Source organism: Bradyrhizobium sp. 172, from assembly GCF_023101065.1.
In the GTDB taxonomy this organism is placed as follows: Bacteria; Pseudomonadota; Alphaproteobacteria; order Rhizobiales; family Xanthobacteraceae; genus Bradyrhizobium; species Bradyrhizobium canariense_D.
The window spans coordinates 7302134-7328243 of sequence record NZ_CP064701.1 but is presented as its reverse complement, the minus strand read 5'-3'; the positions used below and the strand labels follow the sequence as shown (position 1 = coordinate 7328243).

Genomic DNA, 26110 nt, shown 5'->3' with positions numbered 1-26110 from the left:
CCGCGGCGCGGGCCATTCTGACATCGGTCCTGCCTCAAGGCCAACCCGCTCAACTTGACCAGCCCATGGTTCGAGGTACTGAACAATCGATGGCGCGTCTGCCAACGTGGTTCCCTCCCGGATAAGCTTTCCGGTCTCGTCCACTGCACATACCGCAACGGAATTCAGCGAAACATCGAGGCCGACGTAGATTATGGCTTTCCTCCTTTCCGGATGGAGTTGGTCCATGATCGTCAGCCAAAACGTGCCGCGCGGCAATCGGTCAGGCGATCGGGACCGAATACCCCATCTCTTCCGTGAACCGTGCTCGCTTCATCTGTCCGTCCTTCTTCGGCCCGGACTCTAACTCCTACTGGAGCAGCGGCAGGTCACCTCAACATCACCACGATCGCGAAAGGCGTGGAGACTACCGAGCAGCGCGATCGGCTTCGTGCCGAGGGCTGCAACGAGCGCACGGCGTCCTATTCGGCGGCTCAAGCCGGCGGCTGAGGTGTACAAAGAAATCCTACCCTGCTCAGGCGCTGACTACCGGACCTGCGACGACTGGATACGAAGGAAGCACTGAGCCGGCAATGGAGTATTTTTGTCTCGGCTCAGAAACTATCGCGATAAAAAGGGGCTCTGCAGCTCGAAAAATGAACTGCTCATCAAGCACCCACGGCCTTGTAGGCCAAGGCTCGCTCCTTATTGTGGCGGGCCTTGTTCCAGAGCACGACCCCGCTGATCATGAGAACAGCGACGATCCCAATAACGACCAAGTTGGGGCCGCGGCTTAGGATTGTATCGCCGCCGCCAAGCGCCACACCGACGGTCCAAGTCCACTTCGCGCTCTTCGTGTGGGCAACAGCCTTGTTTCGTGCAGCGATGCTATCGTTATAGATCTCCGCACGGTCTTCTTCCGTTAGCTTGCCGGCCCCGCGCGTCAGCCACAGGGCAACGGCTTTCGCTTCAACCTCAGCAATGCGCCGCGACCAGCCTCTCCCGAAAAAGTTGCTCGACGAAAGGGATTGCACAAAACCTCGCCGTTTGGCGCAAATCCTCAGGATGGTCGCTTTGCCGTTCGCGGCGATCGTCTTCGCAATCGTCTCGCTTCCGGCAAGGCCGTCCTGTTTCGCGCCGACTGCCGCTTGCAACCAGCGAACGCCTCGCCGAGGTCCGGACATTACGCCAGCGTCAAACGTCGCAAGATCGACGCCGTAAGGGAGGCTCTCACCGCGCACTGGGTTCCAATAGTCTCTTTCATAGATTGACTCTGCATCATCAAGCGTCAGGTTTTTGATGTCGAGATTCGGATATGCATGAGCAGCGATCCCGTATTTCGTTCCTTTCAAAACTCCGACGCCGCGCTTCTTGCCAGTCCAATTCCCCCGATCGTTTGGATCGTTCGAGTATCCACCTTCATATTTGAGAGTTACGGCCAGACACGATGGTAGACCTCCGATTGCCATAGCAGTTTTCCCAGCTGAAATTTCGTCGTGGAGACTCTTAGCGCCCAGACCGGCATACTCTCATCACACCGTCTCATTGTTAAGTTTCAGGTGTGCTTAATATCGAATGGTTGTTGCTTCTCGCGCAGGACGGCTTTCTCATCCGACCGCCCGCTTCGAACCGATTCACGAGCAACTACGGACCGTGCGACTTGGTCACTGCCCAAGTCACTGCCGATCAGCATTCGGAACGTCTCACGACGCTCTCCTAGAGGTACCGTCGGCGGTCGGGTTGCTCGTAAGGCACAGTGGCTGGACCCGTCCGCGCCATCGGACCTCACCCAAACCGAGCGTGCCCAGAGCATACCTGTCTAGGTTTCGTCTCCCGCACGACCAAACGTTTGCCCCAATCACAGTGACACTTTGCGTGGCCAGGATATGTCTTATATGAATTGCCGCTCGTTCGCGCGTCGGTCCAGGAATCGTGAGCCCCGAAAAAGGCGCCGCGGTGTCCACGACGACCTGACGTGCCATCGGTGATTTTGGAGACGATCCTTGGGCACGCTCGTGTTCGGTAACTACCGATACCTCGTCCCATGGGGCGCGTTGGGGCTGGTCATGATGTGTACTCCTCGGCTCGAACAGGCGAGATCCAGTCGCAGGCAACTCGCAACACCTCCCTCGGGAGCGGGGCCGAGACTGGCTTGCCGTCCACCCGTAGCGCGACGCGATCATGCGGACTTCATTTCTGGCTGCAGAATGCTAGGTCCATGTGCCTTCTCCGAGTTCGCGATGAAGCTAGCGATACACAGCGACAATAGCATTCAAAAGAACGCGGCAGGCGTGAATAGCGCGCTAAAAGGTGCTCCGTCCCGACACACTGACGAGGCACGTGCGGTCATCGTGAGAAATCAATCGAGCTGACGCCGGTGCAAGAACCTCAGCCACGTTCTCACCAGCCGGGCGATCTTACGGTGTCGTTTCGATGGGTCTTGAGCGGCATGGTCGAAAGTGCCGCCTTACCAAATTGACGGCGTATATGAGTGCGCGTTTCATTTAGGGCGGGTCGGCCCTGGCATTTTGATCAAGAGGCGACATGCCGGCTTGCTGCGCAACAGCCTTCAGAATTTTGAGCGGACACCGGCGTTAGCCGGAGGAGCGACGCCTGGTCAGAGACGTTTTCGAAGGTGGAGTCATCACCGGCCTTGCCCGCGAGCGGCGGTTTATGAGGGAGCAGAAGCTCTTGGCTGTCAACGAGACGTTGCAACCGGGCATGTAGATCAGCTATGTTGTCCGTCGCCATGGGCCCTCCTCCCGACGCTGGTCTCCGTGGAGATGATTGATAATCGAAGGGGCAAGGCAGCGGCGAGTGCGGCTGAGGATGTGGTCGCCGCATCGGACGCCCCGCGGCTGGAGGAACGGGTTCGAGACCTGCTGGAGCGCGAGCTTGCCGCGCTCTATTTCGCCGATTGGGCGGCCGTCGATCCCCCCGGAGAAGCTGCTGCGGGCGATGCTGTCGCAGGCGTTTTATTCGATCGGCTCGGAGCGGCTTCTGATGGAGCGGCCAGACTACGACCCGCTGTTCCGCTGGTTCATCGGAATCCGGCGCCGACGACGCAGCCTGGGACCATTCGGGTTTCTCGAAGAACCGCGACCGGCTGCTAGTTGACATCGCGGCCAAGTTCCTCGCGGCGGTGCTGGCGCAGCCAAGATGACGAGGCTTCCGTCGAGCGAATACTTCTCGGTCGACAGAACCTGATCGAGGCCTGGGCCTCGATGAAGAGCGTCAAACCGCAGGACGGCTCCAGCGAGTTGCCGGCGCCAGGTGGCGGGCGCAATGCCGAAGCGGACTTCCACGGCCAGAAACGCTCCAACGACACCCATGCTTCGACCACCGATCCGGATGCCGAGCTGTACCGCAGGGTAAGGCAGGGAAACGAAGCCTTGCTTCATCGCGGCCTGGTCGACGCCCGCCTGACGCTGGTGAACGGGCATGCCGAATGGTCGCCGCGCTGCACATGATCGAGCCGCGTGCCGACCGGCCGACAGCGATCCGCCTGCCGCCGACAAAGCCTAAGATGCAGAAGACTTCGTCAACGAGCTGCGCTCGATGAACGTGACGCCACATGTGGCGCAGAACACCAGCGGCGGCCGCTCTGCTATCGACGGCGAACGACGGGCGCGGCAGCTATGCCGTCAGCCAAAGCATCCGCAAGCGCATCGCGGAGGCATTCGGCTGGATCCAGACGGTCCCCGGGCACGAGAAGACCCGCTTCCGTGGCCGTGATCGGGGCGGATCGCTTTTACCTTCGCTGCTGCCGCCTACAATGGTTGATCACGGAGGGCGGCTGACGACCAAGGTGCCCGGCTTCGCCAAGGCTTTTTTCCGGCTGCTGGCGCATCGTCGAAGTGAACAAGTGGGGGGCGACTTCCTCGATCTTACCTGAAGAGGCGCATCTCAGCTTCGGCGGCAAGTCCGACGGTGAAATTGGCTTCGGTGCGCTGGAGGGCTTTCCCGATGTCCTCTCCGGCGCGCGAAACGGTTCGGCCTGACGGAGTTCTCATGCGAAGGCCGAGACGAGAATGACCCCGCCTGAGGACGCGAATGTGTTTATGATCGGCACTGCGGGCAGGCTCGCCGGCCATGTCTATACACACAATGGCCACAATTCGGGCTTCGTTTGCGAACGCGGCTGAGTTCTTCAACAGTGTACTAACACAAGTAAAAAAGATCTTGCTGCCCCGATGCAAGCACCGGAGGATGCTCGTGAAAGGGGTTCGCAGCGACCTTCGGGCTCGCCCGTTCCAACCTGGTTGAGCGAACCGGCGGCAAGCGTAGAAACCGTGGTTCCTAGGCCGCGCGCCGGGGTTGCGGAGTTCACTTCCGATATCCGGTGCCTGGTGGATAGCCGCCCGGGCTATGGGTACCGCCGGATCGTTGCGCTCCTGAAGCTCGAGCGGCGATCCGCCGGCCATGACCCCGTCAAGGTGTCTACCGGTTTGTTCAGACCGGCTGCGATGTGGGCCGGGATCGCGGCGGCGGTGCCAGCGATGCACTGCTACCTGCCCCGCGGGTGAAACGCGTGATTGGAGCAAGACCCCTGAACATTCTTCCAGCCTCGCGCAGCAAGGTGTGGACTCGCCATGTCATATACGATGACGGCGTGGCGCGTATCGCGAGACATTGGCGGTAAACACTCCGTTCTGGCATTGGGGGACCTTGCGGGCCAAGCCAGTGCACTAGCGCACGACCTACACGAGGGCTTGCCAGTCGGACGGCAAAGCGGCCCACGAACCGGAGTCCAGAAGCTCCACGCCAGCATTGGGCCCTCGAACTAAGGTTTACAGCGCCCTCATCAAGCGCGCTGGAAAACTGCGCGCGATAGCGTCTGGCAAACCAGAGGCTCGGACAACGCCGCAAGTTGACATCCGCGGCCAGAACAGCAGCAGCACCACTTAAGAACGGACCCAATGGTCCTCAGCATCGCGACCATTCAGGGGACGAGCCCACTGGGGGGCTTCGAATGTAGCAGGTCACTTAAGTCTGCAAAACGTAGAACGCTTCCAGAATGATCATCGACGTCGGCAGCAATGAACGATATTAACGGGAGCGCTCCAGCCGTTTCTTCTCGGGTGGTCGGATTGCTCGGTCGTTGACAGACACCGGTCTCAAGCTAAGTTGAACGTTGCGGAATTCTCCATAATTCGCTGATACAATGATTATGTCATCCGATTGTGCGAAAATCGCCAGCTGTCTGTCGATCCACCGGTCGAATGCCGTGTCGACGCCACGCAGCGACTCCAGAAATGTGTCGGGCTCCTGCTGAGGCGGGAATGTTGACCGGTGAGCTTGGACGGGTCTGCCGATCCCATCGATCCAGACCCTGTTGGTCTGCAAGGATACGCGGTCTTTTTCGATGCAAAGCAACTCTGGGTCGATCGCGATGCCTCGCTTCAGCTCCATTAGGCTTTGCCGGAGACTGGCTCGTGCCTGTTCGTACCAGCGCGTGCTCCAGAGCAACCTGGCAAGCCGGCGCCGCGGGACTGTGGAGTCTCCGCACATGGCGAGATAGGCTAGGATTGCCTGCGCTTTGCGGCCGCGCGGCAGCACGCTCTCACCTGTCCAGCGCCAAGCCTCCATTGCGCCAAAGACGCGCAGCCGGAGTAGCGGTCTGACGTTCTCTGGGTCGGTATCGAATTTCACCGTGCCCCTCTACTAAGATGATTGAGGTATATCATTGCCACCGAGTTTTCATCCAGCGGCAGTTACAGTCTCGGGCTTTTGTGTAGCGAGACCGAACTTTGGACCACCCAGAACTAGAGTTTTGCGCCTCTGTCACGTTGGCGGGCTGGTGGCGCCGACGTGGTTGTGCAGCAAAATCGGCCGTCGATTGCCGATCGCGCCGTGGGGCCGTTCTTCGTTATAGTATCTGCGGCAAGTCTCCACTTTTTCTTGGGCGTCCGCAAGCGACAGGAACCAATGGGCATTGAAGCATTCGGCCCGGAAGCGGCCATTGAACGCCTCAATATAAGCATTGTCGGTCGTTTTGCCCGGGCGTGAGAAGTCCAGCGTGACGCCGCGCTGGTAAGCCCAGAGGTCGACGCCACGCGACACGAACTCGCTGCCTTGGTCGACGCGGATCGTCGCCGAGAAGCCCACTTCGTTGCAAACCCTTTCCAGCACCTCCACAACATCGGTGCCGCGGAAAGTGAGCCGCGGCTCCAGGGCGGGCGAGAAGCGGGAGAAGATATCGATAATCGTGAAGACTAGCACGCGCTTGTTCATCAAAGCGCGTGCTCCACAGCAATCCAGCAAGGCGGCGGCGCGGGATGGGTGCCTCTCCGCACATGGCGAGATAAGCCAAGATTGCCTGAGCTTTGCGGCCACGCGGTAGAATGCTCTCCCCCGTTCGGCTCCACGCCCCATAGGGCCACGCAGCCGCAGTAGCGGCCTGACATCCTCCAAAACCGATCTCAAAAGTCACCGCCTCATCTCTGACGCCGTTGAATGCGGGGGCGAAGGTCGACAAACTGGCGCTACGCCCTCAGGGCCGCCGCCCGCCCGGCCTCCGGGCCCGATGTGCGGATCACCGGCAGCGCCTTGAGGCTTGGCTTCGCGGTACCGCTGGACATTGAAAAACATCCAGCGCACGCACTGGAGCAGGATTGCCCGGTACGCCCTAAAGCGTCCCCGGGGGGCGGTTTGGTTATTCCTGCATTTGGTCCTTGGGCGTTTGTCCGTCATCGGTGGGTGTTGGTTCGGTCTTCAACTTTCTCTTCTTCCCTTCCGCTCCCGGTGGTTCGTCTGGTGTTTCCTCTGCCACTTTGGCATCCAATTGGTATGCCTCTGCGATGAGCGCCTGAAATTCAGTGTCGCTGTCGTTCAATGCTGCCGAAATCAGCTTGTCTAGAATGTCGGCACCTTCGGATGGTGATTTCACTACGCCCTGCCCAAGCCTTCCTATCACAAATCTGTAGCATTCATTATTAATCTTGTTCACCGGCTTCTTGTATTTGAACGGGTTATCTTTCTTTGTGAAAGCCCTCAGTACTGGCCGCACGTCAGTTAGAAACGCTTCAACCGATCCGTTCGGCCTCAATTTGATCTGCGCAAGCAATTCCAAACCGCTCTGCATTTTGCTGACGTGTCCTCTTGTGTTTGTCGTCTCATTTGTTGCTTCGTTTGCCATTTCGATGCCCTTTAAAAGGCATTAAGACAGCTCGGAAGGTATGGCAGGGACATGATAGTCGTTGATTCCGCGTCCACAGCCCAGCCTTGGTTGCGTTCGGCTTCGCTGGTGCCCGCTTTGGACCCACTGTAGGAACCCACGGTCAGGTCGGCCGATCGTAGAAGTCTGCTGATGTTCAACCATTGAAACTCTCTGTGAAGCTGAACGCAGAATGTCTTGTTGTCTCGATTATACAGAAAGATCCGAAGGAAATGCCATGAAACTCACGTTAAAAACGAGAGCCAGGTTTCACCATCGTGCGTCAGAGCGGCTCAGCGAGGATCACGAGTGAAGCCATCCGCCGTGGCTCCAGGAAGCCTGGGAAATAGGAGCCTTTGCGCAGCTTGGGAATGCGCAGCTCGACCGTGCCGGCCCGGGTCTCCCAGCTCCGGTCGCGGTAGCCGTTGCGCTGGACCTGGCGCTCCTGGCTCTTCTCGCCGTACGCGGCTCCGGTCAGGCCCTCGACCTCCAGCTCCATCAGCCGGTGGGCGGCAAAGCCGATCATCTCGCGCAAGAGATCAGCATCGGGGGTCTTCTCTACGAGCGCGCGCAGGTTCATCATGTCGTCGGTCATCGGTGGTTCCTCGAATCAGGTTGGCTGTCGCAATCCAAACCTTACCGACGAATCATCGGTGACCACCCGCAAAGCCGCTCGCTCGCTACGGCGCTATGTAGGGGCGCGCGTCAGCTACACCACTCTCTGGGACACGACCGCCACGTAGGCTCTCGTCAAACTCGTTGGGCTGCTGACCTTTGATCACCGCCCTAGCCGCCGAGATGATCGCCGGGATCAGAATAGCAGGGTTGATGCCGAACAGCTTCTGCTCGGTAAGCTGCTGACCTCTGGCAAGGTCACCTGCAATTTGGATCGCGTCGCCACGTAGGCTCTCGTCAAACTCGTTGGGCTGCTGACCTTTGATCACCGCCCTAGCCGCCGAGATGATCGCCGGGATCAGAATAGCAGGGTTGATGCCGAACAGCTTCTGCTCGGTAAGCTGCTGACCTTTGGCAAGGTCACCTGCAATTTGGATCGCGTCGCCACGTAGGCTCTCGTCAAACTCGTTGGGCTGCTGACCTTTGATCACCGCCCTAGCCGCCGAGATGATCGCCGGGATCAGAATAGCAGGGTTGATGCCGAACAGCTTCTGCTCGGTAAGCTGCTGACCTTTGGCAAGGTCACCTGCAATTTGGATCGCGTCGCCACGTAGGCTCTCGTCAAACTCGTTGGGCTGCTGACCTTTGATCACCGCCCTAGCCGCCGAGATGATCGCCGGGATCAGAATAGCAGGGTTGATGCCGAACAGCTTCTGCTCGGTAAGCTGCTGACCTCTGGCAAGGTCACCTGCAATTTGGTTAGGTTCCGGGGTTGGCTGCTGGTCATTGTTCTCAGCCGTAATCATCGAGACGATCGCGCGAACTAGACTCGGATGATCTATTCCGAAAGGGTCGCGCTCAAGCTGATATCTCTCTTTAGCTGTGCCAAGTGACAGTTGAGTAAGCGTAGATGTGTCCATTGTTGATCACCTTGTTGATGTTTGCGGTTGGTTGCGGCTCTCAGATCACACTTCTCCGCTGGCGTGCAAAGGTGATGAAGGAGCGGAGCCGTGTGTCCCCTGGAATCTTAGGTTCCTTTAAAAGAGGCGTCTGGGGAAGCCCGACCCTCTGGATCATTAACTTCGCGGCGTCCACAAGCTCAGCCAAGCTTGCTCCGGGGCCGAGCGCCTTCAATGAATGGAGAAGGGCAAAGGTAAAGGCCGACTTCCCTTCCGTTAATGCAGTGCTCGCGGCTGCCGTTTCGGTTTCGAGGCAAGCGGAAAGAAGGACGCCATTTAACTGTAGCTGCCCCGTCTCACCGGACGCGGCCTCCGGCATAGAGGCCTGCAACCCGGCCAGGGGATCCCGCGAATTCGCCGCGACGGGTGAATTCCGAAGGTAAGTCATCTCACCAAAGCGCTTCTTTGCTATTGCCCTGCCCTGCCCGTTGGTGTGTTCGAGGAATTTGTCGCGGGTTGGACGCATGTGGGTTTTGACGCGCGCGCGTCCGACTAACCCGGAGTACTTGAACGCCGGCGCCAACATCCGCTTTTCAAGGCCGCCGGAGAAGCAGCAATCGGCAACGAGCGTCAATATTCCGGGCGGCAGGTTCTGCGTCATCTGCGCGAACGTGACGTCGAAGAGATAGCCGTCGTAGAGAACAATGCATTCTTCAATGACGAGGCCTCGGAGTGCAGTCGTTCCGTGACCGGAGAAAAAGAAGACCAATCGATCGTCCGGCGATACGTCTGCGAAGAGCTCTCGCAAGGCAGCTGTTACATTGCCTACGGTGGCTTCGGAATCGACAAGTCGAACAATGTTGGCGAATCCGTATTGCTTCTTGAGTACCTCCTCAAAGGCATTAACATCGTTAACACTGCTCGGAAGGTTGTTCGCTGCGCCGTGATAATCGTTGATGCCTACGAGCACCGCCCGGCGCCGTTCGCCTTTGGTGGTGTCAGCTGAATACACTGTACGAACTCACGAAACGGTCAGGTCGGGCGACAGTCAAAGTCTTCTGATGTTCAAACACTACCACTTCCTGTGGAGCTGGCCTCGTAATGTCTTGTTACTGCGATTATACAGAAGGTCCAAAGGAACGGCCGTGAAACTCGCGTGAAAACGAGGGCAGTTTCACCATCGTGCGTCAGAGTGGCTCAGTGCGGATATTTGACGGCTTGAACTTGCTCCCGTGGGTGGCCTCCATCTCGGGTGAACAGACCGGGCTGGTGACAAAGGGCGAGCCCGCCTGGCCGCCACTTGCGTTGTTCAAGGGGTCAAGGCGATGCGGCCGCACTTCGCGAGCTCCTTTCAATTAATGTATGGTCCGTCCTGTTCGTGCAAGGGTTCGTAACCAGCAAAAATGACGCTTCCAGTTGTATAAATGTATCCGGCCTCTCGCGAGTGGACTGCGGTTGCAGCCAGGCCATGATGAGATCCGCGCACGCCGTTCCCAATAAATGGTTCGGGCACGAAGCCCGCTTTTTTGCACAGGCTTACGGCATGTTGATCCACTGTTTCGTCATCACTGTTCCCGAGCCTTGCAATCGAAGCCAAAAGCGTCAGGTGGAAGCAGGATCTCTGCGTTCGTAGAGAGCTCCAGCCTTGTTCAAGACCACCCAGACAATGCGGGCCATCTTGGCGGCTAGAGCGACAACGGCCTTGTTCGGATGCATCCGACTCTGGAGCCCGTCGAGCCAGCTTCCTAGGCGATCGCGTCGTCCGTGAAGAGTGGCTAAGCGATTGAGCTAGAATCGCATTTGTCGTTGTGGACTGTTTTGCGTTTGCAGGGGTTTGATGCTTCGGGCGTCGGAACCTTGCAATTTCATTTTCAGGATTCCGTCGAATCGCCAACCATGATTCCGTCATCGCATCGGAGGTGGCGATGCGACCGAAGAAGCACAGGACGACGGATCGGGCGATCTGTTCCGGGCCAGGCTGGACCAAATCATCAATATGAAGCACGAGCTGGTTCAGCTCGCCGGCAAGGTCGATTGGGACTGGATCGACGGCGAGATCGCGCCGCTCTATAGCGAGAATGGTCGGCCCGGGATCGCGACCCGCTTCATGATCGGGCTGTTGCTGCTCAAGCACATTTACGGGCTGTCCGATGAGAGGGTGTGCGAGCGCTGGGTCCACGATCCATATTTCTAGTACTTCACCGGCGAAGAGTTCTTCCAGCACGCATTCCCGCACAAGCGCTCGGACCTGAGCCACTGGCGCAAGCGGCTCGGCGACAAGCTGGAGCTGTTGCTGGCCGAGAGCTTGCGGGTGGCACACGAGGCCGGCGCGTTACGCAGCCAGGACATCAAACGGGTCACAGTCGATACCACCGTGCAGCCGAAGGCGATCACCTTCCCGACCGATGCCAAGCTCTTGCACGCGGCCATCAAGGGGCCCAACCGTCTGGCGAGGAAGCACGGGGTCAAGCTGCGGCAGTCCTATCTGCGCATTGCCAAAACCGCGACAATGATGGCGGGGCGCTACGGCCATGCCAAGCAATTCAAGCGGCATCAGCGGCAGTTGCGCATCCTGCGCAGCCGACTGGGCCGGATCAGCGCGGTCAGCAGCTGCAAGGCCCAGGCACGAAAGAAGTCGTCCCGCGCCGGGCCCTGGCGTGGATTGTCGGTCATGATCCATGACGCGATGGCGGCAATGTCCTCTTCCTTGGTTGCGCCGTGCTGGCCGATCCAGTCGAGCACATTGAAGCCGATCGCCGAGGCGCGCGGGTCGAGCACGAAGACCTGACGACCCGCCCCGTGCCGGTGTCCGGTGACCATCGGTGCGACCTCGTTGGACGGGTCAAGGACGACCAACCCTCCACCCCATTTGAGCGCCGTCGGCACCGTGACCGATGTTGTCTTGAAGCCGCCGGACCCGGCGAACACGATGCCGTGCGACGAGCCGAAGACGCATCGAAACAGAGCAAAGGAGACTTACCGCCGGCGCCCCATGTCTCAACGTCATCGGCGCGGAACGACTGGTCGGCGACCGCATCCCGATCGACACGATAGCGCTCCCCGACCACGATGCCACCCGCCTCCGGGAACAGCCGCGCAGCCTCAATCATCGTCATCCAGTCCGACTCGCCATGGATGGCGCGTCGCCCACGAATGCGGCGCGGCTCGGCGGCCGCGAACGCGGCATTGCCCCTTATCGCTACACGCAGTCCGAACACCGCCACGAGCGATGCGATCGTCGCTCCGATGATGGTCGAGGGATCGGCATAAGCGACAAGCCGGTCTCCAGCGGGCAGGGCATTGGCAAAGGAATGGAGGCGGGCGATCTCGCGCGAGGCGGCGATCGCGACCACAAGCAGGCCGCCGAACATGACGCTCCAACCGGCCCAGCGGATCGCCGTCGCACCAGCCGCCGCGAACAGGAAGACCACGCCGATCGCCGCGGCCATCACGTAGGACAAGGCGATGCCGATCCGCCCGAGCACCAGGTGCGCGTTTGGGGTTGTTCCGAACTTCGAAAGCCACGCTTCGATGCCGGTAAGGACAAGGCATGAGCCCGCCATCAGCACGGCCGGCGCGATCGCCAGCGCGATCCTACTTGCTCTCATGGCCGAAGGCCATCGCGTCGATCGCCGTCAGGCGCTCGCGTTCCGCCTCGTTGCCGCGCAGACGATCGGCGGCATCAAGCAACAGGCCGAGCAGCAGCGCACGCTTCTCGTAGCGCAACCCGGCCTTGGCGATCAGGCCACCGAGCTCGATCTTCTCCCGCGTGTCCTTCTTGCGGGCGTGAGTTGCATCGGACCGACGCATGCGTTCAGCCCTGTTCAGCCAGGCCCGCAGGCGCGACAGGCGGGATGGTCGTGGCCGCCTTGGCCGGTCTGCTCCCGCCCTTGCGAAACCGGCCGGCGATCTCCTCGAACGCCGACAGCAACGCGCCTTCCTCGATCTCGATTTCTCCCATCCCGGCCTTGAGCGCGATGCGGCCGATGCGCTCGGCTTCCCGTGTTTCTGCCTGCTTCAGCTGGTCCTGGAGCCGAGCGATTTCGTCCCTGATCTGCCGCGAGGGTTTTTTCATTCCGGAAGACCTTTCCTGTCATTAATTGCGCGAAGCGCCGACAGGAAAGCCGGGGTGAGCGCGAAGCGCGACCCGGGTAATTAACGGGGTCGGCGGAGCCGACGCTTTGGAAGATCATCCCGCCGTTCCGAAGGAGCGGCTTCCAAGGGCGCAGTAATACGTCGCTGACGCGACGTCCTGCTTCGCGGCCCAACTGGGCGGGCCGATCCCGACGAACAGCATGTTCGTTCGAAGGATCGCTTCAGCCGTGGCCATCACGCATTTCACGCCACAGCTCATCGGACGCGGCGATGGCCGCAGCGCCGTGCTGGCCGCTGCCTACCGGCATTGCGCGAGGATGTCCACCTGATGACGACGCTGCGGCCTCTCACCGAGGACGGATTCGGGCCGAAGCGGGTCGCAGTCGTCGGAGAAGACGGGCAGCCGCTGCGCATGAAATCCGGCAAGATCGCCTACCGGCTTTGGGCCGGCGAGAAGCAGGAGTTCCTCGAGCAGCGCAACGGTTCGCTCGACCTGCAGAATCAGCACCTAGCTCTGCATGGTCACGAGATTCGCGTCGATGGCCGCTCCTACGCCGAGCGCGGCATCGACGTCGTGCCGACCACCCATATCGGCGTCGCGGCCAAGGCCATCCAGCGCCGGGCGGAGCGCGAGGGATTGGAGAAGGAAGCGGGCATCCAATCCCGCACGCTCGCCTCCTGGGAGTTACGCTGGAAGAGAGGCCGCAATGGCCTCAATGATAGGACGGTTTTTGTCCTCGACGAGGCCGGCATGGTCGCTTCGCGGCAGATGGCGCTGTTCATCGAAACAGCATCAAAGGCGGGAGCGAAGATCGTCCTGGTCGGCGATCCCGAGCAGCTCCAGCCGATCGAAGCGGGGGCGGCGTTTCGCGCGATCGTCGAACGTATCGGCTATGCCGAGCTCGAGACGATCTATCGCCAGGGCCAGCAATGGATGCGCGACGCCTCACTCGATCTTGCCCGTGGCCGGACGGCGCCGGCCCTATCCGCCTATCGCGATCATGGACGTCTGTTCGGCTCGGAGTTGAAGGCGCAGGCGATCGACAATCTGATCGCTGATTGGAACCGCGACTACGATCCATCGAAGTCAACTTTGATCCTCGCGCATTTGCGCCGCGACTTCCGCGCGCTGAACGAGATGGCGCGCGCCAAGCTCGTCGAGCGCGGTCTCGTCGCACAGGGACATGCGTTCCGGACGGAGGACGGCCAGCGCCGGTTTGCGCCGGGCGACCAGATCGTCTTCCTGAAGAACGAGGGCTCGCTCGGCGTCAAGAACGGCATGATCGGCAAGGTCGTGGAAGCAGAGCCTAAGCGCTGGTCGCCGAGATTGGAGAGGGCGAGGGCCGCCGCCGCGTCGAGGTCGATCAGCGCTTCTATCGCAATGTCGACCACGGCTACGCGACGACGGTGCATAAGGCGCAGGGCGACCGTCGACCGGGTCAAGGTGCTGGCAACGCTGTCCCTGGATAAGCACCTGACCTATGTCGCGCTGACCCGCCATCGCGAGGATGTGGCGCTGTATTATGGCCGGCGTTCGTTCCAGAAGGCCGGGGGCCTGATCCCGATCCTGTCTCAGCGCAGGGCGAAGGAAACGACCCTCGATTACGAACGCGGCAGCCTCTACCGCGATGCGCTTCGCTTCGCCGCAAACCGCGGACTGCACATCGTTCGGGTGGCGCGCACGCTCATGAGCGACCGCCTGCGCTGGACGGTTCGCCAGAAGCAGCGCCTCACCGAAGTCGGCCGTCGGCTGCGTGCGCTCGGTGCAAAACTCGGCCTCGTCGATGGCCGTAAACCCATCATCAACACCGCACATAAGGAGGCAAAGCCCATGGTCACTGGGGTGACGACATTCCCCAAAATCTCTCATCGACACCGTCGAGGACAGAATCCTGGCGGACCCCGCCATCAAGAAGCAGTGGGAGGATGTCTCCACCCGCTTCCGCCTCGTCTTTGCCGATCCCCAGCGGGCGTTCAGGGCGACGAACTTCGACGCCATGCTGAAGGATCCGGCCGTTGCGAGCACGACGCTCGCGTGCATCGCCGCAACCCCGGAATTATTCGGCGCGCTGCGTGGAAAAAGCGGTCTGATGGCCGGCAAGGCGGACAAGGAGGAACGCCAGCGCGCAGACGCCAATGTGCCGGCGCTCCGGCGCGACATCGAGCGCTACTTACGTCTTCGCGCCGAGGCCGAGCACAAGCACGAAGCCGAGGAACGCGCGATCCGGCATCGTGTGGCCATTGACATCCCCGCTTTGTCGCGCGACGCGCGTCGCGTGCTCGAGCGCATGCGCGATGCCATCGAACGCAACGACCTGCCGAGCGCGCTTGAGTTCGCGCTCGAGGACCGGATGGTGGAGGCGGATATCGACGGTTTTAGCAAGGCCGTCGCAGAGCGCTTTGGCGATCGTACATTCCTGCCGAACGCCGCTAAAGAGCCCAACGGGCAGATCTTCGAGAAGGCGGCTGCCGACATGGATCCGGCGCGGCGCGAGCAGCTGAAAGAAGCATGGCCCGCCATGCGTGCGGCACAGCAGCTCGCAGCGGGGGAGCGCACCGCGCAGGCCCTCAAGCAGGCCGAAGCGCAGCGCCTGATCCAGAGCCAGGGACAGACCCTGAAATGAGCAGTCGGCGCTCCCCCTTGGCGATCCTGGTGGCTGGCGCCGGGCTCGTCGCCGCCGTGGCTGGCGCCGGCTGGGGCGCCGGACTGCGCATCAACATGACGTCGAGCTATCTACGCGGCCTGTGGCGGATCGAGAGGCTGGATCGGGCAGCCGCCGTCGGCGATCTCGTCTTCATCTGTCCGCCCGACACAGCCGAGTTCGAACGGGCATTCGCGCAGCTACATTCGGCGCGGACTTTGCGCCGGGGGCTTAAGCCCACTCATCAAGACCGTCGCTGCCGTCGGCGGCCAACAGGTCGATGTGGCCGAGCAGGTCTCGATCGATGGCCGTCGGTTCCCGATTCCAATGTCCGGCATACCGATGCCGTCGGCCGTCCTTTCTTAGCCTTTGCCGGGGGCGTCATTCCCGCCGGCGAGCTCTATCTCCACTCCGATTTCGCAGGCTCCTATGATTCCCGCTACTTCGGCCCGCTCCCGTCATCGGGCGTTCTCGGCCTTGCCCGGCCCGTCTTCACCTTCGGTCGGTAACGCCTGGCGCGCCGTGGCGATGGTCGTTGCCGCGGCCGCGGTCGGGACTCCTGCCTGGTGCGGACACGCGCTCGCCCTGCCGCTCGCCTGCGCCTTGGCCCGGTGACGATCCCGGCGAACGCCTACTACGGACCGCAGACCGCACGCGGGATCGCAAATTTCCCGATCTCAGGTATTCCGATCAATCACTTTCCCATTTTATTAAGGGCTAGCGTTCGTGAAGACGGCTGCGGCAAGGGCAAATGCGCGTCTTGGAGATCTCCAGCAAGATAAGGCCGACGTAATCTGCGAGGTCTGCAGCGAAATAGCGCGAGGAGTGCTGTGGAGAGAATTTCCGCTCGACGTTTTCCAGGGAGGAGCGGGAACGTCGACCAATATGAACATCAACGAGGTGATTGCGAACCGTGCCCTTGAGATGATGGGCTTGCCGCGCGGGCGATACGACGTCGTGCACCCCAACAACGACGTTAATCTGTCTCAGCCCACAAATGACGTCTGTCCGACGGCAATCCGGCTCTCGATCCTGTTATCCCATGGGCAGCTACAGGCGGCGCTCGAACGCCTCGCGATTGCCTTCGAGGAAAAGGCGGCGTCTTTCAGCGAAGTGATAAAGCTCGGCCGAACGCAATTGCAGGATGCTGTCCCCATGACGCTGGGACAGGAATTCCAAGCCTTCGCGACGACACTTCGCGAGGATGTCGCTCGGCTCGGAGAGATCGCCGCATTCTTCCAGGAGATCAATCTTGGAGGCACAGCGATCGGTACCGGCATCAATACCAACTCCGACTATCAGGCGCTGGCGGTATCGGTGCTTTGCAAGATCTCGGGTCTCCCGCTCGTGGCCGCCGGCAACCTGATCGAAGCATGTTGAGATACCGGAGCCTTCGTTTTGCTCTCGGGGATGCTCAAGCGAACCGCCACTAAGTTGTCAAAGATCTGAAACGACCTAAGAATACTTTCTAGTGGACCGCGGCGAGGACTAAATTAAATCGATCTACCGCCGCTTCAGCCGGGCTCATCAATCATGCCTTGCAAGGTCGATCCGGTGGTGCCGGAAGTCGTCAATCAGGTTGCATTCCAGATCATCGGCTACGACCTAACAATCACGCTTGCTGCCGAAGCAGGGCAGCTCCAATTGAACGTCATGGAGCCCGTGATTGCGTACAATATTCTTCACTCTCTCGAGCTACTGACGAATGCGATCGAGGTGCTGCGCACGAAGTGCGTCAGCGGGATGGGCAGCGTTCTATAAGTTCACCGACTTCAACCTCAACAACAGACGCAGAAACAGGCCCTCGCGGCCTGATATCAGAAAATCGGAGCGGCGAGACTTCCAACTAAGAAGGCGGCGCCAGTGGTCCTGCTCCCGGGGTCCACTTGGCTGGCTGGCTGAATATTCATTTTCTGTCATTTTCCAACAGCCGCTTTGGCCTCACCAAAATTTGCCCTCAACGGATAAAGCATTCGGGTCACTCGAAAAGACGTCCTTTGAAGATGGTGGTGACGAGCACGCCATTTTCTGTCGTTATCCCAAATATTCTTGGTCCCGCTGAGAGCCGAACTTATTTTTCTTTTAGCATTTCGCTTATAAAAAAAGCCATTACTCTCTTTCGCTTGCCCAAAACGGCACGCAACTTTTTGCGAGGCTTGAAAGGCCTCAGCGGTCATCTATTTAAAACCTCATAATTCTTGCCATCCCACAACCACTTCTTTCATCGCAAACAGAATCAAATATCTCGTTTCAGGATGCCGGAACGTTACACATGGAAGTTCACCAGCCATAATGTGACCAGCAACCTTAGACGCGCTCTTGAGAACGCCAGGATAAATTATGAAGGCCTAGAGAATGAAGCCAATGTTACGCTTGAATTCTATTATGGGAATGAGGCTGACGCTCAAACGACCGTGTCCGGTCGACGTTTTTTCGGAACTTGGGTCAAAGGCGGTCGCCCATTTGCTACGGAGGAGGGGGGGCGCGAGTGGTTCATCGCTGTCAAGAGCGCCCCGGACCTGACCGGTGAGATCGAGGTGGTAGCATGGGGGCGTGGGAAAAAGGAATGATCGAAGTCGCCGTATATTGGCCTGGGCGCTTATTGTGGTGTTGTGGGTATTGTTTTGTATGTTTTTGTTTGCCCCTTTAGGGTCTTAAAGCTGTATTTGGCGGCCCGTCATAGCGACGGGTTCTCTGTAATAGTCTCTTTGAAAATAAGTCGAGGCCACTTAATAAAATGATCGTTTGTGTTTGATTATTGCCGTGGTGCTTTTAATGCGAGTTTTTGTGCCAGGGATCGTCTCAAAACACGCACAAGGTATGAGAATTGAAAAACGACTATGTTGAAATAGCTATTAGCGCATTAGAGAAAAAATATAAATTGGATAAAGTAAGATTGTATCCGGTTTCTGTTGAAAAAGGCGGCTGTTGCGACGCAGAGGGATCAGTGATTCAGTCTGTCTAGTTGGCAGGACTGAAGATCATGATGGGGCATCGGCAAGTCGAACAGTCTGCGTTGTTCTATGAGTTCTCGCTCGAAAGGCATATTCCCACCGACCACTTGCTCCGGTCGATCGATAGATTTGTCGACCTTGAAAAGATCAGGCAGGAGCTGGCACCTTTCTACAGCAGTATCGGTCGACCTTCGATCGATCCCGAGCTGATGATCCGGATGCTGCTGATCGGTTACTGCTTCGGCATCCGATCGGAACGGCGCTTATGCGATGAGGTTCATCTCAATTTGGCCTATCGGTGGTTCTGCCGGCTCGGTCTGGATGGGGCGGTGCCGGATCACTCGACATTCTCCAAGAACAGGCATGGCCGCTTCCGGCAGAGCGACCTTTTCCGTCGCGTATTCGAGAGCGTGTTGGGCCGCTGCATCGAGGAGCGACTGGTCGGCGGCGAAGGATTTGCCGTTGACGCGAGCCTAATCAAGGCCGATGCCAATCGGCAGAAGGGGATCGAAGGCGGCAAGGGACTTCCCCCGGAGGCTGCCGGCCGAGCGATCGATGAGTATCTGGCTCTCCTCGATGATGCCGCTTTCGGAGCTGCGACCGAGGTCACGCCGAAGTTCGTGTCGCCCTCCGACCCGGCGGCACGCTGGACGGGGGCGCATGGTGGCCAAGCCTTCTTCGCCTACTCGACGAACTACCTGATCGACGTCGAGAACGCGATCATCGTCGATGTCGAGGCGACGACGGCAATCCGGCAGGCGGAGGTGTTGGCCGCCAAACGCATGATTGAGCGCTCGCTCAAACGGTTCGATCTCTATCCGAACCGGCTCCTCGGTGACAGCGGCTACGGCTCGGCCGAGATGCTTGCCTGGCTGGTCTATGAGCACGGCATCGAGCCGCACGTTACAGTCTTCGACAAGTCCGCCCGCACAGACGGTATCTTCTCGCGCGATGACTTCACCTATGACCATGCCGGGGACGTCTACCGTTGTCCCAGCGGTAAAGTTCTTACCACGACCGGAACGCTGGTGAATGATGGCGCCACCATGCTTTACCTCGCCAGCAAGCATGATTGTGATCGCTGCGCATTCAAGTCCCGGTGTTGCCCTAAGCAGCCTTCACGGAGGGGGCCGCGCTCGATCTATGAGGGCGCTCGCGACATGGCGCGCCAGATCGCAAGATCTTTGGAGGGCCGCACTTCGCGTCGGCTTCCGCAAGAAGATCGAGATGCTGTTCGCGCACCTCAAGCGCATTCTCAAGCTCGACCGCCTCCGACTGAGGGGCCCGAACGGCGCGCGGAACGAGTTCACCCTCGCAGCCACCGCTCAGAACCTTCGTAAGATGGCCAAGCTGATCCCGATGCAAATCCCCAGGTCCGCATAGCGGAGAACCCAGGCGCTAGGCCGCTTCATAGCTGGCGCCAATACATCGGACCACTGCCGCCTTTTTCAACGAAATCATCCGGGAAAAATAATTCGCTAGAGTAATTATAGTAAAAATAGTTATTCATGAAATTGAACGACTTCGGGGGTCCGAGGCGGTGCCGAAGTCGGTCGCTTTTAGTCGACCGTTAAGAAGCCGGATTGAGCTGAGCTGGACAGTTGAGAGCGCGCCAAAGCAAGACCAGCAACAGGCGCAAAAGTTCTCTGAACCAGGCGAGGATGCGGCGAGAGTTGTGGCCGACGGCTGAGAGGACGACGTTGGCGGCGTCGCCGGCGCGGCCTTTGAGATAGCACCGGCCAAGCTGTCCCTCGTGACCTGCCACCGAAATTTAATCCAGTAGCATTTAGAGTCCTGTTGGGTTTGTAGCGAGACCGAACTTTGGACCACCCAGAACTAGAGTTTTGCGCCTCTGTCACGTTGGCGGGCTGGTTGCGCCGACGTGGTTGTGCAGCAAAATCGGCGGTCGATTGCCGATCGCGCCGTGGGGCCGTTCTTCGTTATAGTATCTGCGCCAAGTCTCCACTTTTTCTTGGGCGTCCGCAAGGCTGAGGAACCAGTGCGTGTTGAGGCACTCGGCGCGGAAGCGGCCGTTGAAGGCTTCGATGAATGCGTTGTCGGTTGGCTTGTCGGGCCTGGAGAAGTCCAGCGTGACACCGCGTTGGTAGGCCCATAGGTCAAGATCGCGCGACACGAACTCGCTGCCTTGATCGACCCGGATCGTCGCCGGGAATCCCACTTCCTTGCAGGCCCTTTCCAGTATCGCCACGACGTCGCTGCCGCGGAAGCTGAACTGTGGCTGCAGCACCGGTGAGAAGCGGGAGAAGATATCGACGATCGTGAGCACGCGCAGCTTGTGTCCGCTCGCCAACTGATCGTGGACGAAGTCCATCGCCCAGGTCTCGTTGGCGCGCGTCGCTGGCCTGCGGTCATCGCGCAGCTTGGCCTTGACCCTTCGCTTCGGCGATTTATTGCGCAATTGCAGGCCCAATTCGCGATAGATGCGGCGGGTCTTGTTCTGGCCGTGACGCCATCCCTCGCGGCGGAGCAGGACGTGGACGCGGCGATTGCCGTAGCGAACGCGAACATGGCAGATCTCCTTGATCCGTGCTTCGAGGGCGGCCTGGCCGGAGCGGCGAGATTTGTAGTGGTAGGTTGATCGGTCGAACTCGAGGGCCTCACAAGCCTTGCGGATCGAGACCTGCCAATCACCACAAACCTCATCGACGAGCTTGCGCTTCCGACCAGGCTTCATAGCTTTCGGCGGATCACGTCCTGCAGCATCTCCTTGTCGAGCGACAGATCGGCCACCAGCTTCTTCAGCTTGGCGTTCTCGTCCTCGAGCTGCTTCAACCGGCGCATCTCGGTCGGCAGCAGTCCGTCGTACTTTTTCTTCCAGTTGAAATAGGTCGCCTGGCTGATCCCGGCCTTTGCGCGAGGTGGCCGAAGAACCGGAGCCTGGTGCTATCGAACGCCGCCTGAAGGCGCTCTAGGAATAGCCGACGATACAATCGTGAGAAGACGCGTGTAGCGCGTCGATCTGGGTCGGAAGGCGCGGCAATCTGGATGACGAGTCAGTGTCGCGGCGAGTTGATGATCGCCGCGCAGATTGTCGTGCGCAAGAGTTTTGTTGAAGTCTGATTGTCGCGGAGCGTCAATCAGCGACGGTTTTGATTGTCGCGTGCGAGGGCGGCCGTCCTGGACCGCGTTTTCGCTCGAGCGCGGTGCGCCTGCGATAGCTCTCGACATTCATCTCAACGATGGTGGCGTGGTGAACGAGACGATCGATGGCGGCCAGCGTCATGGCGGGGTCCGGGAAGACCTTGTTCCATTCACCGAAGGGCTGATTGGCGGTAATCAGCATGGAGCGGCGCTCGTAGCGTGCGCTGATGAGTTCGAACAGCACGCTAGTCTCGGCCTGGTCTTTGGTGACGTAGGCAAGATCGTCGAGGATCAGGAGATCGAAGCGATCAAGGCGGTTGATGGCGGCCTCGAGATTGAGCTCGCGGCGAGCCAGCTGGAGCTTTTGCACGAGATCGGTGGTGCGGGTGAAGAGGACGCGCCATCCGTTCTCGATGAGGGCCAGGCCGATAGCTGCCGCCAAGTGGCTCTTGCCGCCGCCGGGCGGACCGAACAGGAGCAAATTGGCGCCTTTGCCCAGTCAGCTGTCACCGGCGCATCCACCTGCGCCTTTGAGATCATCGGCACGGCCTCGAAGTCGAAGCTGTCGAAGATCTTCCCGGTTGGCAGCCTCGCCTCGACGAGATGGCGCTCGGTGCGCCGGCGACCGCGTTCGGCGATCTCGTGCTCGGCGATGGTCGGGAGGAAGCGGCCGGCCGGCCAGCCTTCCTTGTCGGACTGTTCGGCAAATTGCGCCCACAGCACCTTGATGGCAGGCAGCTGGAGCTCGTTGAGCAACAGATTGAGGCGCGCGGCATCAACGGTGTTCGTCACGCTCATGCGGCACCTCCGGTCTCGGCGGTACCGATGAGGCATTCGTAGGTCGCAAGCGGTACGAGCTGCACCACGACGTTGGGCAGGTTGCCGGGGTCTGGGGCGAAGTGAGCACGCAGCCGGTTGAGGTCGGGCAGTCGGCCGGCGTCGAGGTCGGCGGTGAGTTGATCGGCAAGTTCGGCTTCGCAGCCGCGGTCATGAGCGAGCGCGAGGAGATCAACCATGATCCGGCAGGCCTTCTTGTCCGGCAAGCGCTCGCGCAATCGGTCGAAGGCTCTCCGATAGCCTTCGCGCGGGAACAACCTGTCCCGATAGACCAGATTGAGAAGCGCCATTGGCTTGCGCCGCAGGGAATGGATCACGTGCCGATAATCGACGACCTGATCGTACTTGCCATTGGGATGCGGTCGTCCGCGCGGCAAGGTAAGGAGGTGCGTGCCGCCGACGAACACGTCGAGGTGATCGTCGTAGAGCCGCGCCCGCACGAGCGGCGCCAGAAGGAGGTGTTCGCTCATGTGGCGCCTCCGTCGAGGAAAGCGCGTTCAGCCGCGATGGTGAGTAGATCCGACGAACCGGTGAGGTAGTAGGCCCGCCGCCATTTGCCTACTGTCCCCGCTCCTGGCCTAGCTTGTCCGCCACTTCCTTGTTTTGACCGCCTTCCGCGCAGGTCAGCACGATCCGGGCTCTCAGAGCTAGCGCCTGTGCCGTCTTCCGGCGCATCGCCACCGACTAAAGTCTGGCACGCTCATCATCGCTCAATATCAGGGGCGCAAGTCGCTGGGCCGCCATCAGATCCTGCGTCGCTGTTGCTGCCGCGGTCTCTGGCGCAGGGACGCGACCGAGTGAGACCGCGACTTCGCCCGAGCAACGAGTACCACACTCCGGTTTGGGGAAGTCTGGACAATCGGAAGCTCGAGAAAAGCAACGAGTGGAAGACACGGAGCTAAGCGATTTGGGGGACGCTGAATCCGACCTTATGCTCTGATGCGCACTGTCCGTCAACTCCTGCACCTGCACCAAATGTGCGGAAGAACCCATGAACGTCGCCTAATGGACCACCGAGCAGAAGATCTCAAGCACCGCTAGCGGAGAAAACCGTCTAGGCGTCGCATCGAACTCAATGATGCAAGGAGCGAGGCGGCTCGAGAAGGCGCCGGATGAAATGAAGGGCCTGCTCTCGGGCTTCGTCGAACAGGCGGAAAGGCTCCGCGAAGAGAGGCCCGTCGACTTGATGGCGGCAATGAAGACATTGCTGTCAGGCTTCCTTCCCAGTTGTCGGCGCGATATTCCAGGCAGAGATTTCCGCCGGCGCCATATTGATGGCTCGACAACCGACTTCCATCGCGCGGGACGACGATGGGTGGCGCGTTGGGGTGAAATTCCGCGTAGGTCATCGTGAGCGGAACGCTCCGGCCGTCGTGGTCGATCTCGAAATCGACGGCAAGTGCGGCGCCGTCCGATAAATACCAGCGCAAATTCTTGAGCCAGCTCACGCGCTCGGCCAGCTCGGCGACGCTCTGGCGCTCGGATCTGGCCCGTCCCGGGTTTTCGAGCCACCAGATCATCCCGCGCCGCCGAACCCCTGCGGCTTCGTTGGAACGCGGCTCTTGTCGGGAAAGGACAGACCTGCACTGGCCGGCGCCACCGATGCGGTTTTCAGCAGCGCAGGGCGAGCCGGTGGCTGGCGGCGGCGGGCTGCGCGGTCGGCCAGCGAGCCGCCGACGCCGCGGCCCACGGTTTCGGTGATGAGTTTCCTATCGTTCGAACGCGCGGCTTGAGCAAATTCCGTCCTGGCCTTCTGCAGCCACTCGAAAAACGGCTTGGCCCGCTCCGGATGCTCTGCCCATTTGTCGACAAAATTTTCCAAGGGGTCGGTCGGGTTAGCGCCGCAGCCGCTGCTCATCCAGTTCGGGCATCTCTTGGGAGATATCGTCCCGGTCACGGTCCATCAGCGGTATCGCGAGCCCGCGACCTGGCGCTGGCAGCCCAACCAAGCCGCGAAACCTTCCGCGTTGAGGAGTATTCGGGGCCAGCAGCCGCAAGCGTTGCGCTCAAGCTGGCGCTAAGCGCGACAGTGACGGATGATCGAATTCGCGCCGTGCTTGGTGATGATACTGCTATCTGGTCCTTGACGGCGGAAAACCCGCATAACGACATTATACGGCGGCCCGAGGATCTCGTGGAGTTCAAGCGTCATCTTCGGCGTCTGTTCGATCGGATCAAGGCGGTTCACGGCGAACAGGCCACCATCAACGTTTTTCCGGCACTCCCAACGTCAGCGGCAGTTGAGGTCGGAAGAGTGCTGATGCCGAAAGCCGATCTACCGCTGCATATTTATGACCAAAACCGGTCCGTCGGCGGCTTCATCCCGACCTTGAAAATTGGCGAGTAGCGGCAGGCGGACCGCCGCATGGTTGGCTGTACTCCTCCGCCTGCCAGCGCCGGAAAGAATGCTGCGCTTTGCTTTGAGCGCTGAAACCGAAGCTGAGAAGCTGAAGCGATCGTGTCCGAATCTGATGATCTCGATGCGATGCGATGGCAATTCAATGTTTTCTCGCCGACCAAGGGTTACCCGATCCCTGTGACGAGCGTTGTCGCAGGATGCGACATTCCAACTCTCGTCCACTCCTGCGGCTCGAAGAGGTTGAAGATCATAGACCAGATTTTCGGTCATCAGCAGGAGATCGCCGCGCGCGGTGCGCGCAGGGCTCGCACCTGTCTCCAGATCGGCGCGAATGAAATCCATTTGGCGATCCGCGTCGTCTGTGTCGAATGCGTCGCCTGACGCAGCATTCAACGTCGCAGATAACCGACTTGTTTGTCCCAGTCGAAGAGCAAGCACGTAGCGGCCGTTATCGGCAAATGCTTCCACGTCCAATTCATTGAGAATGGCGTCTATTCGACTCGTAACCGTTGCGGCGTCAAGAATGCGATTGCGTTCCGGTTGGAACAGCAATCAAATCAGATCTATTTCTGATGACCGAAGATCGAGCCTGGTCCGTCCCTCGACGAACTGGATCTCCTCTTGCTCCAGCGTACTTGCATCAAGTCCGACCAAGTCGGTCACAACCTGGCCAAGGGCTCGCCAGTCATCCAAGAAGGAGAATATGACTGACCCCACTGGGCGGCTCTTTGCGATAATCCGCAAGGGCGTCTTATTGATCTCGGCCACGCGCAAACAGAATTCAAATCCGCCGAGGCGGAAGTCCGGCTTGGTCGCGGCTCCGGCGGAGTAGACCGCTCGGCTATCGATCCTTCCATGGACCAGCCCCTGGCCGTGGACCGCGCCCAGGGCTTCCCCTAATCGGCGAACGTTCTTCCAGAGCAGTGCGCGTTGGCGCGCCCCTTGCAGGTTTCGGAGCCAATGATCAGGACGGACGAACCTCGCAGCATGTTCGAGCGGAGCTACATCGCCCGGCATGGCGATATAAAACGCGTCGTCGCTTTCGCCCGAAGCCGTCACCTCGACGACAACCTCGTCCGCGCGGGGGAAAGCGCGCACCCGCTCGCTTTGGCGCATTTCGTGACGCCAAAGCTCTCTGAAGTCCGCGTCGACGGCGGTCCCTGTCTTCACCCAGTATTTGAGAACCACCGGGTCGCCAGTCCGACGATCGGCAGCACGTATCACTCCTGATTTCAGGGCAGCCGTATTAGGCGATGACAAAAAGCTCTCATCGAGCTGGAACCGCTGCTCGAGGGTATCCAACTGTCGTTTGCCGCGTGCCGGATCCATCAATCTACCGCCGTTTGAACGCAAACGTCGATGTGGAGCTTGCGCGCTATTAGAATCGGCCGACCGTAGATCTAACACGATTCCTATTTCCTGTTTTATTCGCAACCGGAAAACGGCTGGTGCGCTGGATGACCCCAGGATTC

Annotated in this window: 13 protein-coding genes and 15 pseudogenes; 8 read left to right on the top strand and 20 right to left on the bottom strand. The window is 59.9% G+C overall.

The features are described 5' to 3' along the window. Positions 1-647: 647 nt before the first annotated feature. Positions 648-1448, bottom strand: coding sequence for a glycosyl hydrolase 108 family protein (locus tag IVB07_RS34730; protein ID WP_083926563.1), 801 nt, complete (start codon positions 1446-1448; stop codon positions 648-650). Positions 1449-2889: 1441 nt separating this feature from the next. On the opposite strand from IVB07_RS34730, the pseudogene IVB07_RS34725 reads away from it, so the two are divergent. After that, a pseudogene (locus IVB07_RS34725) lies at positions 2890-3762 on the top strand (IS5 family transposase); the annotation flags it as partial. 1266 nt (positions 3763-5028) lie between these two features. On the opposite strand, the gene IVB07_RS34720 reads toward IVB07_RS34725, so the two are convergent. The 7 genes and pseudogenes from IVB07_RS34720 to IVB07_RS34690 all read right to left on the bottom strand — a co-directional run. Further along, on the bottom strand, positions 5029-5631 hold the full coding sequence (locus IVB07_RS34720; protein WP_018459540.1) for a hypothetical protein: 603 nt from the start codon (positions 5629-5631) through the stop codon (positions 5029-5031). 132 nt (positions 5632-5763) lie between these two features. Then, positions 5764-6207: pseudogene (locus IVB07_RS34715) on the bottom strand (integrase core domain-containing protein); the annotation flags it as partial. 427 nt (positions 6208-6634) lie between these two features. Then, a complete protein-coding gene (locus IVB07_RS34710) occupies positions 6635-7117 on the bottom strand; it encodes a hypothetical protein (protein WP_157643113.1) in 483 nt (160 codons plus the stop codon). Positions 7118-7448: 331 nt separating this feature from the next. Beyond that, positions 7449-7730, bottom strand: a pseudogene (locus IVB07_RS34705) (transposase); the annotation flags it as partial. 85 nt (positions 7731-7815) lie between these two features. Beyond that, a complete protein-coding gene (locus IVB07_RS34700; protein WP_247336369.1) occupies positions 7816-8670 on the bottom strand; it encodes a hypothetical protein in 855 nt (284 codons plus the stop codon). Between the two features lie 40 nt (positions 8671-8710). Beyond that, positions 8711-9661 carry a caspase family protein gene (locus IVB07_RS34695; protein ID WP_018458949.1) on the bottom strand — a complete coding sequence of 317 codons (951 nt, stop codon included), beginning with the start codon at positions 9659-9661 and terminating at the stop codon, positions 8711-8713. Positions 9662-10251: 590 nt separating this feature from the next. Next, positions 10252-10401: pseudogene (locus IVB07_RS34690) on the bottom strand (IS110 family transposase); the annotation flags it as partial. A 173-nt stretch (positions 10402-10574) separates the two neighbouring features. Here IVB07_RS34690 and IVB07_RS34685 point away from each other — a divergent pair. Beyond that, positions 10575-11245 (top strand): annotated as a pseudogene (locus IVB07_RS34685) (transposase); the annotation flags it as partial. On the opposite strand, the pseudogene IVB07_RS34680 reads toward IVB07_RS34685, so the two are convergent. The 3 genes and pseudogenes from IVB07_RS34680 to traC all read right to left on the bottom strand — a co-directional run. Beyond that, a pseudogene (locus IVB07_RS34680) lies at positions 11242-12257 on the bottom strand (type IV secretory system conjugative DNA transfer family protein); the annotation flags it as partial. The pseudogenes IVB07_RS34685 and IVB07_RS34680 overlap by 4 nt on opposite strands. Further along, positions 12244-12459, bottom strand: a complete 216-nt coding sequence (gene traD / locus IVB07_RS34675; protein WP_018458954.1) for a conjugal transfer protein TraD — start codon at positions 12457-12459, stop codon at positions 12244-12246. The gene traD and the pseudogene IVB07_RS34680, both read right to left, overlap by 14 nt. Before the next feature lie 4 nt (positions 12460-12463). Further along, positions 12464-12724 carry a conjugal transfer protein TraC gene (gene traC / locus IVB07_RS34670; RefSeq protein WP_018458955.1) on the bottom strand — a complete coding sequence of 87 codons (261 nt, stop codon included), beginning with the start codon at positions 12722-12724 and terminating at the stop codon, positions 12464-12466. 339 nt (positions 12725-13063) lie between these two features. On the opposite strand from traC, the pseudogene IVB07_RS34665 reads away from it, so the two are divergent. The 3 genes and pseudogenes from IVB07_RS34665 to IVB07_RS34655 all read left to right on the top strand — a co-directional run. Then, a pseudogene (locus IVB07_RS34665) lies at positions 13064-15368 on the top strand (AAA family ATPase); the annotation flags it as partial. Further along, complete coding sequence (locus IVB07_RS34660) at positions 15365-15895, top strand: S26 family signal peptidase (RefSeq protein WP_345947062.1); 531 nt, start codon at positions 15365-15367, stop codon at positions 15893-15895. The pseudogene IVB07_RS34665 and the gene IVB07_RS34660, both read left to right, overlap by 4 nt. Positions 15896-15949: 54 nt before the next feature. Beyond that, positions 15950-17132, top strand: a pseudogene (locus IVB07_RS34655) (aspartate ammonia-lyase); the annotation flags it as partial. A 170-nt stretch (positions 17133-17302) separates the two neighbouring features. On the opposite strand, the gene IVB07_RS34650 reads toward IVB07_RS34655, so the two are convergent. Next, positions 17303-17563, bottom strand: a complete 261-nt coding sequence (locus tag IVB07_RS34650) for a hypothetical protein (RefSeq protein WP_157643082.1) — start codon at positions 17561-17563, stop codon at positions 17303-17305. A gap of 806 nt (positions 17564-18369) precedes the next feature. Here IVB07_RS34650 and IVB07_RS34645 point away from each other — a divergent pair. Both IVB07_RS34645 and IVB07_RS34640 read left to right on the top strand, forming a co-directional pair. Then, positions 18370-19617 (top strand): annotated as a pseudogene (locus IVB07_RS34645) (IS1182 family transposase); the annotation flags it as partial. Beyond that, positions 19556-19723: pseudogene (locus tag IVB07_RS34640) on the top strand (transposase); the annotation flags it as partial. The pseudogenes IVB07_RS34645 and IVB07_RS34640, both read left to right, overlap by 62 nt. A gap of 187 nt (positions 19724-19910) precedes the next feature. Here IVB07_RS34640 and IVB07_RS34635 read toward each other — a convergent pair. The 6 genes and pseudogenes from IVB07_RS34635 to IVB07_RS34610 form a co-directional block, all read right to left on the bottom strand. Then, a pseudogene (locus IVB07_RS34635) lies at positions 19911-20093 on the bottom strand (IS5/IS1182 family transposase); the annotation flags it as partial. 102 nt (positions 20094-20195) lie between these two features. Then, positions 20196-21211 (bottom strand): annotated as a pseudogene (locus IVB07_RS34630) (IS3 family transposase); the annotation flags it as partial. Between the two features lie 223 nt (positions 21212-21434). Continuing rightward, positions 21435-22240: pseudogene (gene istB / locus IVB07_RS34625) on the bottom strand (IS21-like element helper ATPase IstB). Continuing rightward, positions 22237-22719 (bottom strand): annotated as a pseudogene (locus tag IVB07_RS34620) (IS21 family transposase); the annotation flags it as partial. The pseudogenes istB and IVB07_RS34620, both read right to left, overlap by 4 nt. Before the next feature lie 597 nt (positions 22720-23316). Further along, on the bottom strand, positions 23317-23799 hold the full coding sequence (locus tag IVB07_RS34615; protein WP_083926538.1) for a hypothetical protein: 483 nt from the start codon (positions 23797-23799) through the stop codon (positions 23317-23319). After that, complete coding sequence (locus IVB07_RS34610) at positions 23796-24137, bottom strand: hypothetical protein (protein WP_018458968.1); 342 nt, start codon at positions 24135-24137, stop codon at positions 23796-23798. The genes IVB07_RS34615 and IVB07_RS34610 overlap by 4 nt, the downstream gene beginning before the upstream one ends. Here IVB07_RS34610 and IVB07_RS34600 point away from each other — a divergent pair. Beyond that, a pseudogene (locus tag IVB07_RS34600) lies at positions 24055-24626 on the top strand (SAVED domain-containing protein). The gene IVB07_RS34610 and the pseudogene IVB07_RS34600 sit on opposite strands and share 83 nt — an antisense overlap. Here IVB07_RS34600 and IVB07_RS34595 read toward each other — a convergent pair. Both IVB07_RS34595 and IVB07_RS34590 read right to left on the bottom strand, forming a co-directional pair. Then, positions 24555-25190, bottom strand: coding sequence for a hypothetical protein (locus IVB07_RS34595; RefSeq protein ID WP_157643083.1), 636 nt, complete (start codon positions 25188-25190; stop codon positions 24555-24557). The pseudogene IVB07_RS34600 and the gene IVB07_RS34595 overlap by 72 nt on opposite strands. Further along, complete coding sequence (locus tag IVB07_RS34590; RefSeq protein WP_018458971.1) at positions 25191-25967, bottom strand: hypothetical protein; 777 nt, start codon at positions 25965-25967, stop codon at positions 25191-25193. Positions 25968-26110: the final 143 nt, after the last annotated feature.

Coding starts and splice junctions, on each gene's coding strand:
- IVB07_RS34730 (WP_083926563.1), bottom strand. CDS start 1,448: ATGGCAATCGGAGGTCTACCATCGTGTCTGGCCGTAACTCTCAAATAT.
- IVB07_RS34710 (WP_157643113.1), bottom strand. CDS start 7,117: ATGGCAAACGAAGCAACAAATGAGACGACAAACACAAGAGGACACGTC.
- IVB07_RS34700 (WP_247336369.1), bottom strand. CDS start 8,670: ATGGACACATCTACGCTTACTCAACTGTCACTTGGCACAGCTAAAGAG.
- traD (WP_018458954.1), bottom strand. CDS start 12,459: ATGCGTCGGTCCGATGCAACTCACGCCCGCAAGAAGGACACGCGGGAG.
- traC (WP_018458955.1), bottom strand. CDS start 12,724: ATGAAAAAACCCTCGCGGCAGATCAGGGACGAAATCGCTCGGCTCCAG.
- IVB07_RS34660 (WP_345947062.1), top strand. CDS start 15,365: ATGAGCAGTCGGCGCTCCCCCTTGGCGATCCTGGTGGCTGGCGCCGGG.
- IVB07_RS34650 (WP_157643082.1), bottom strand. CDS start 17,563: ATGACCGCTGAGGCCTTTCAAGCCTCGCAAAAAGTTGCGTGCCGTTTT.
- IVB07_RS34615 (WP_083926538.1), bottom strand. CDS start 23,799: ATGATCTGGTGGCTCGAAAACCCGGGACGGGCCAGATCCGAGCGCCAG.
- IVB07_RS34610 (WP_018458968.1), bottom strand. CDS start 24,137: ATGAGCAGCGGCTGCGGCGCTAACCCGACCGACCCCTTGGAAAATTTT.
- IVB07_RS34590 (WP_018458971.1), bottom strand. CDS start 25,967: ATGGATCCGGCACGCGGCAAACGACAGTTGGATACCCTCGAGCAGCGG.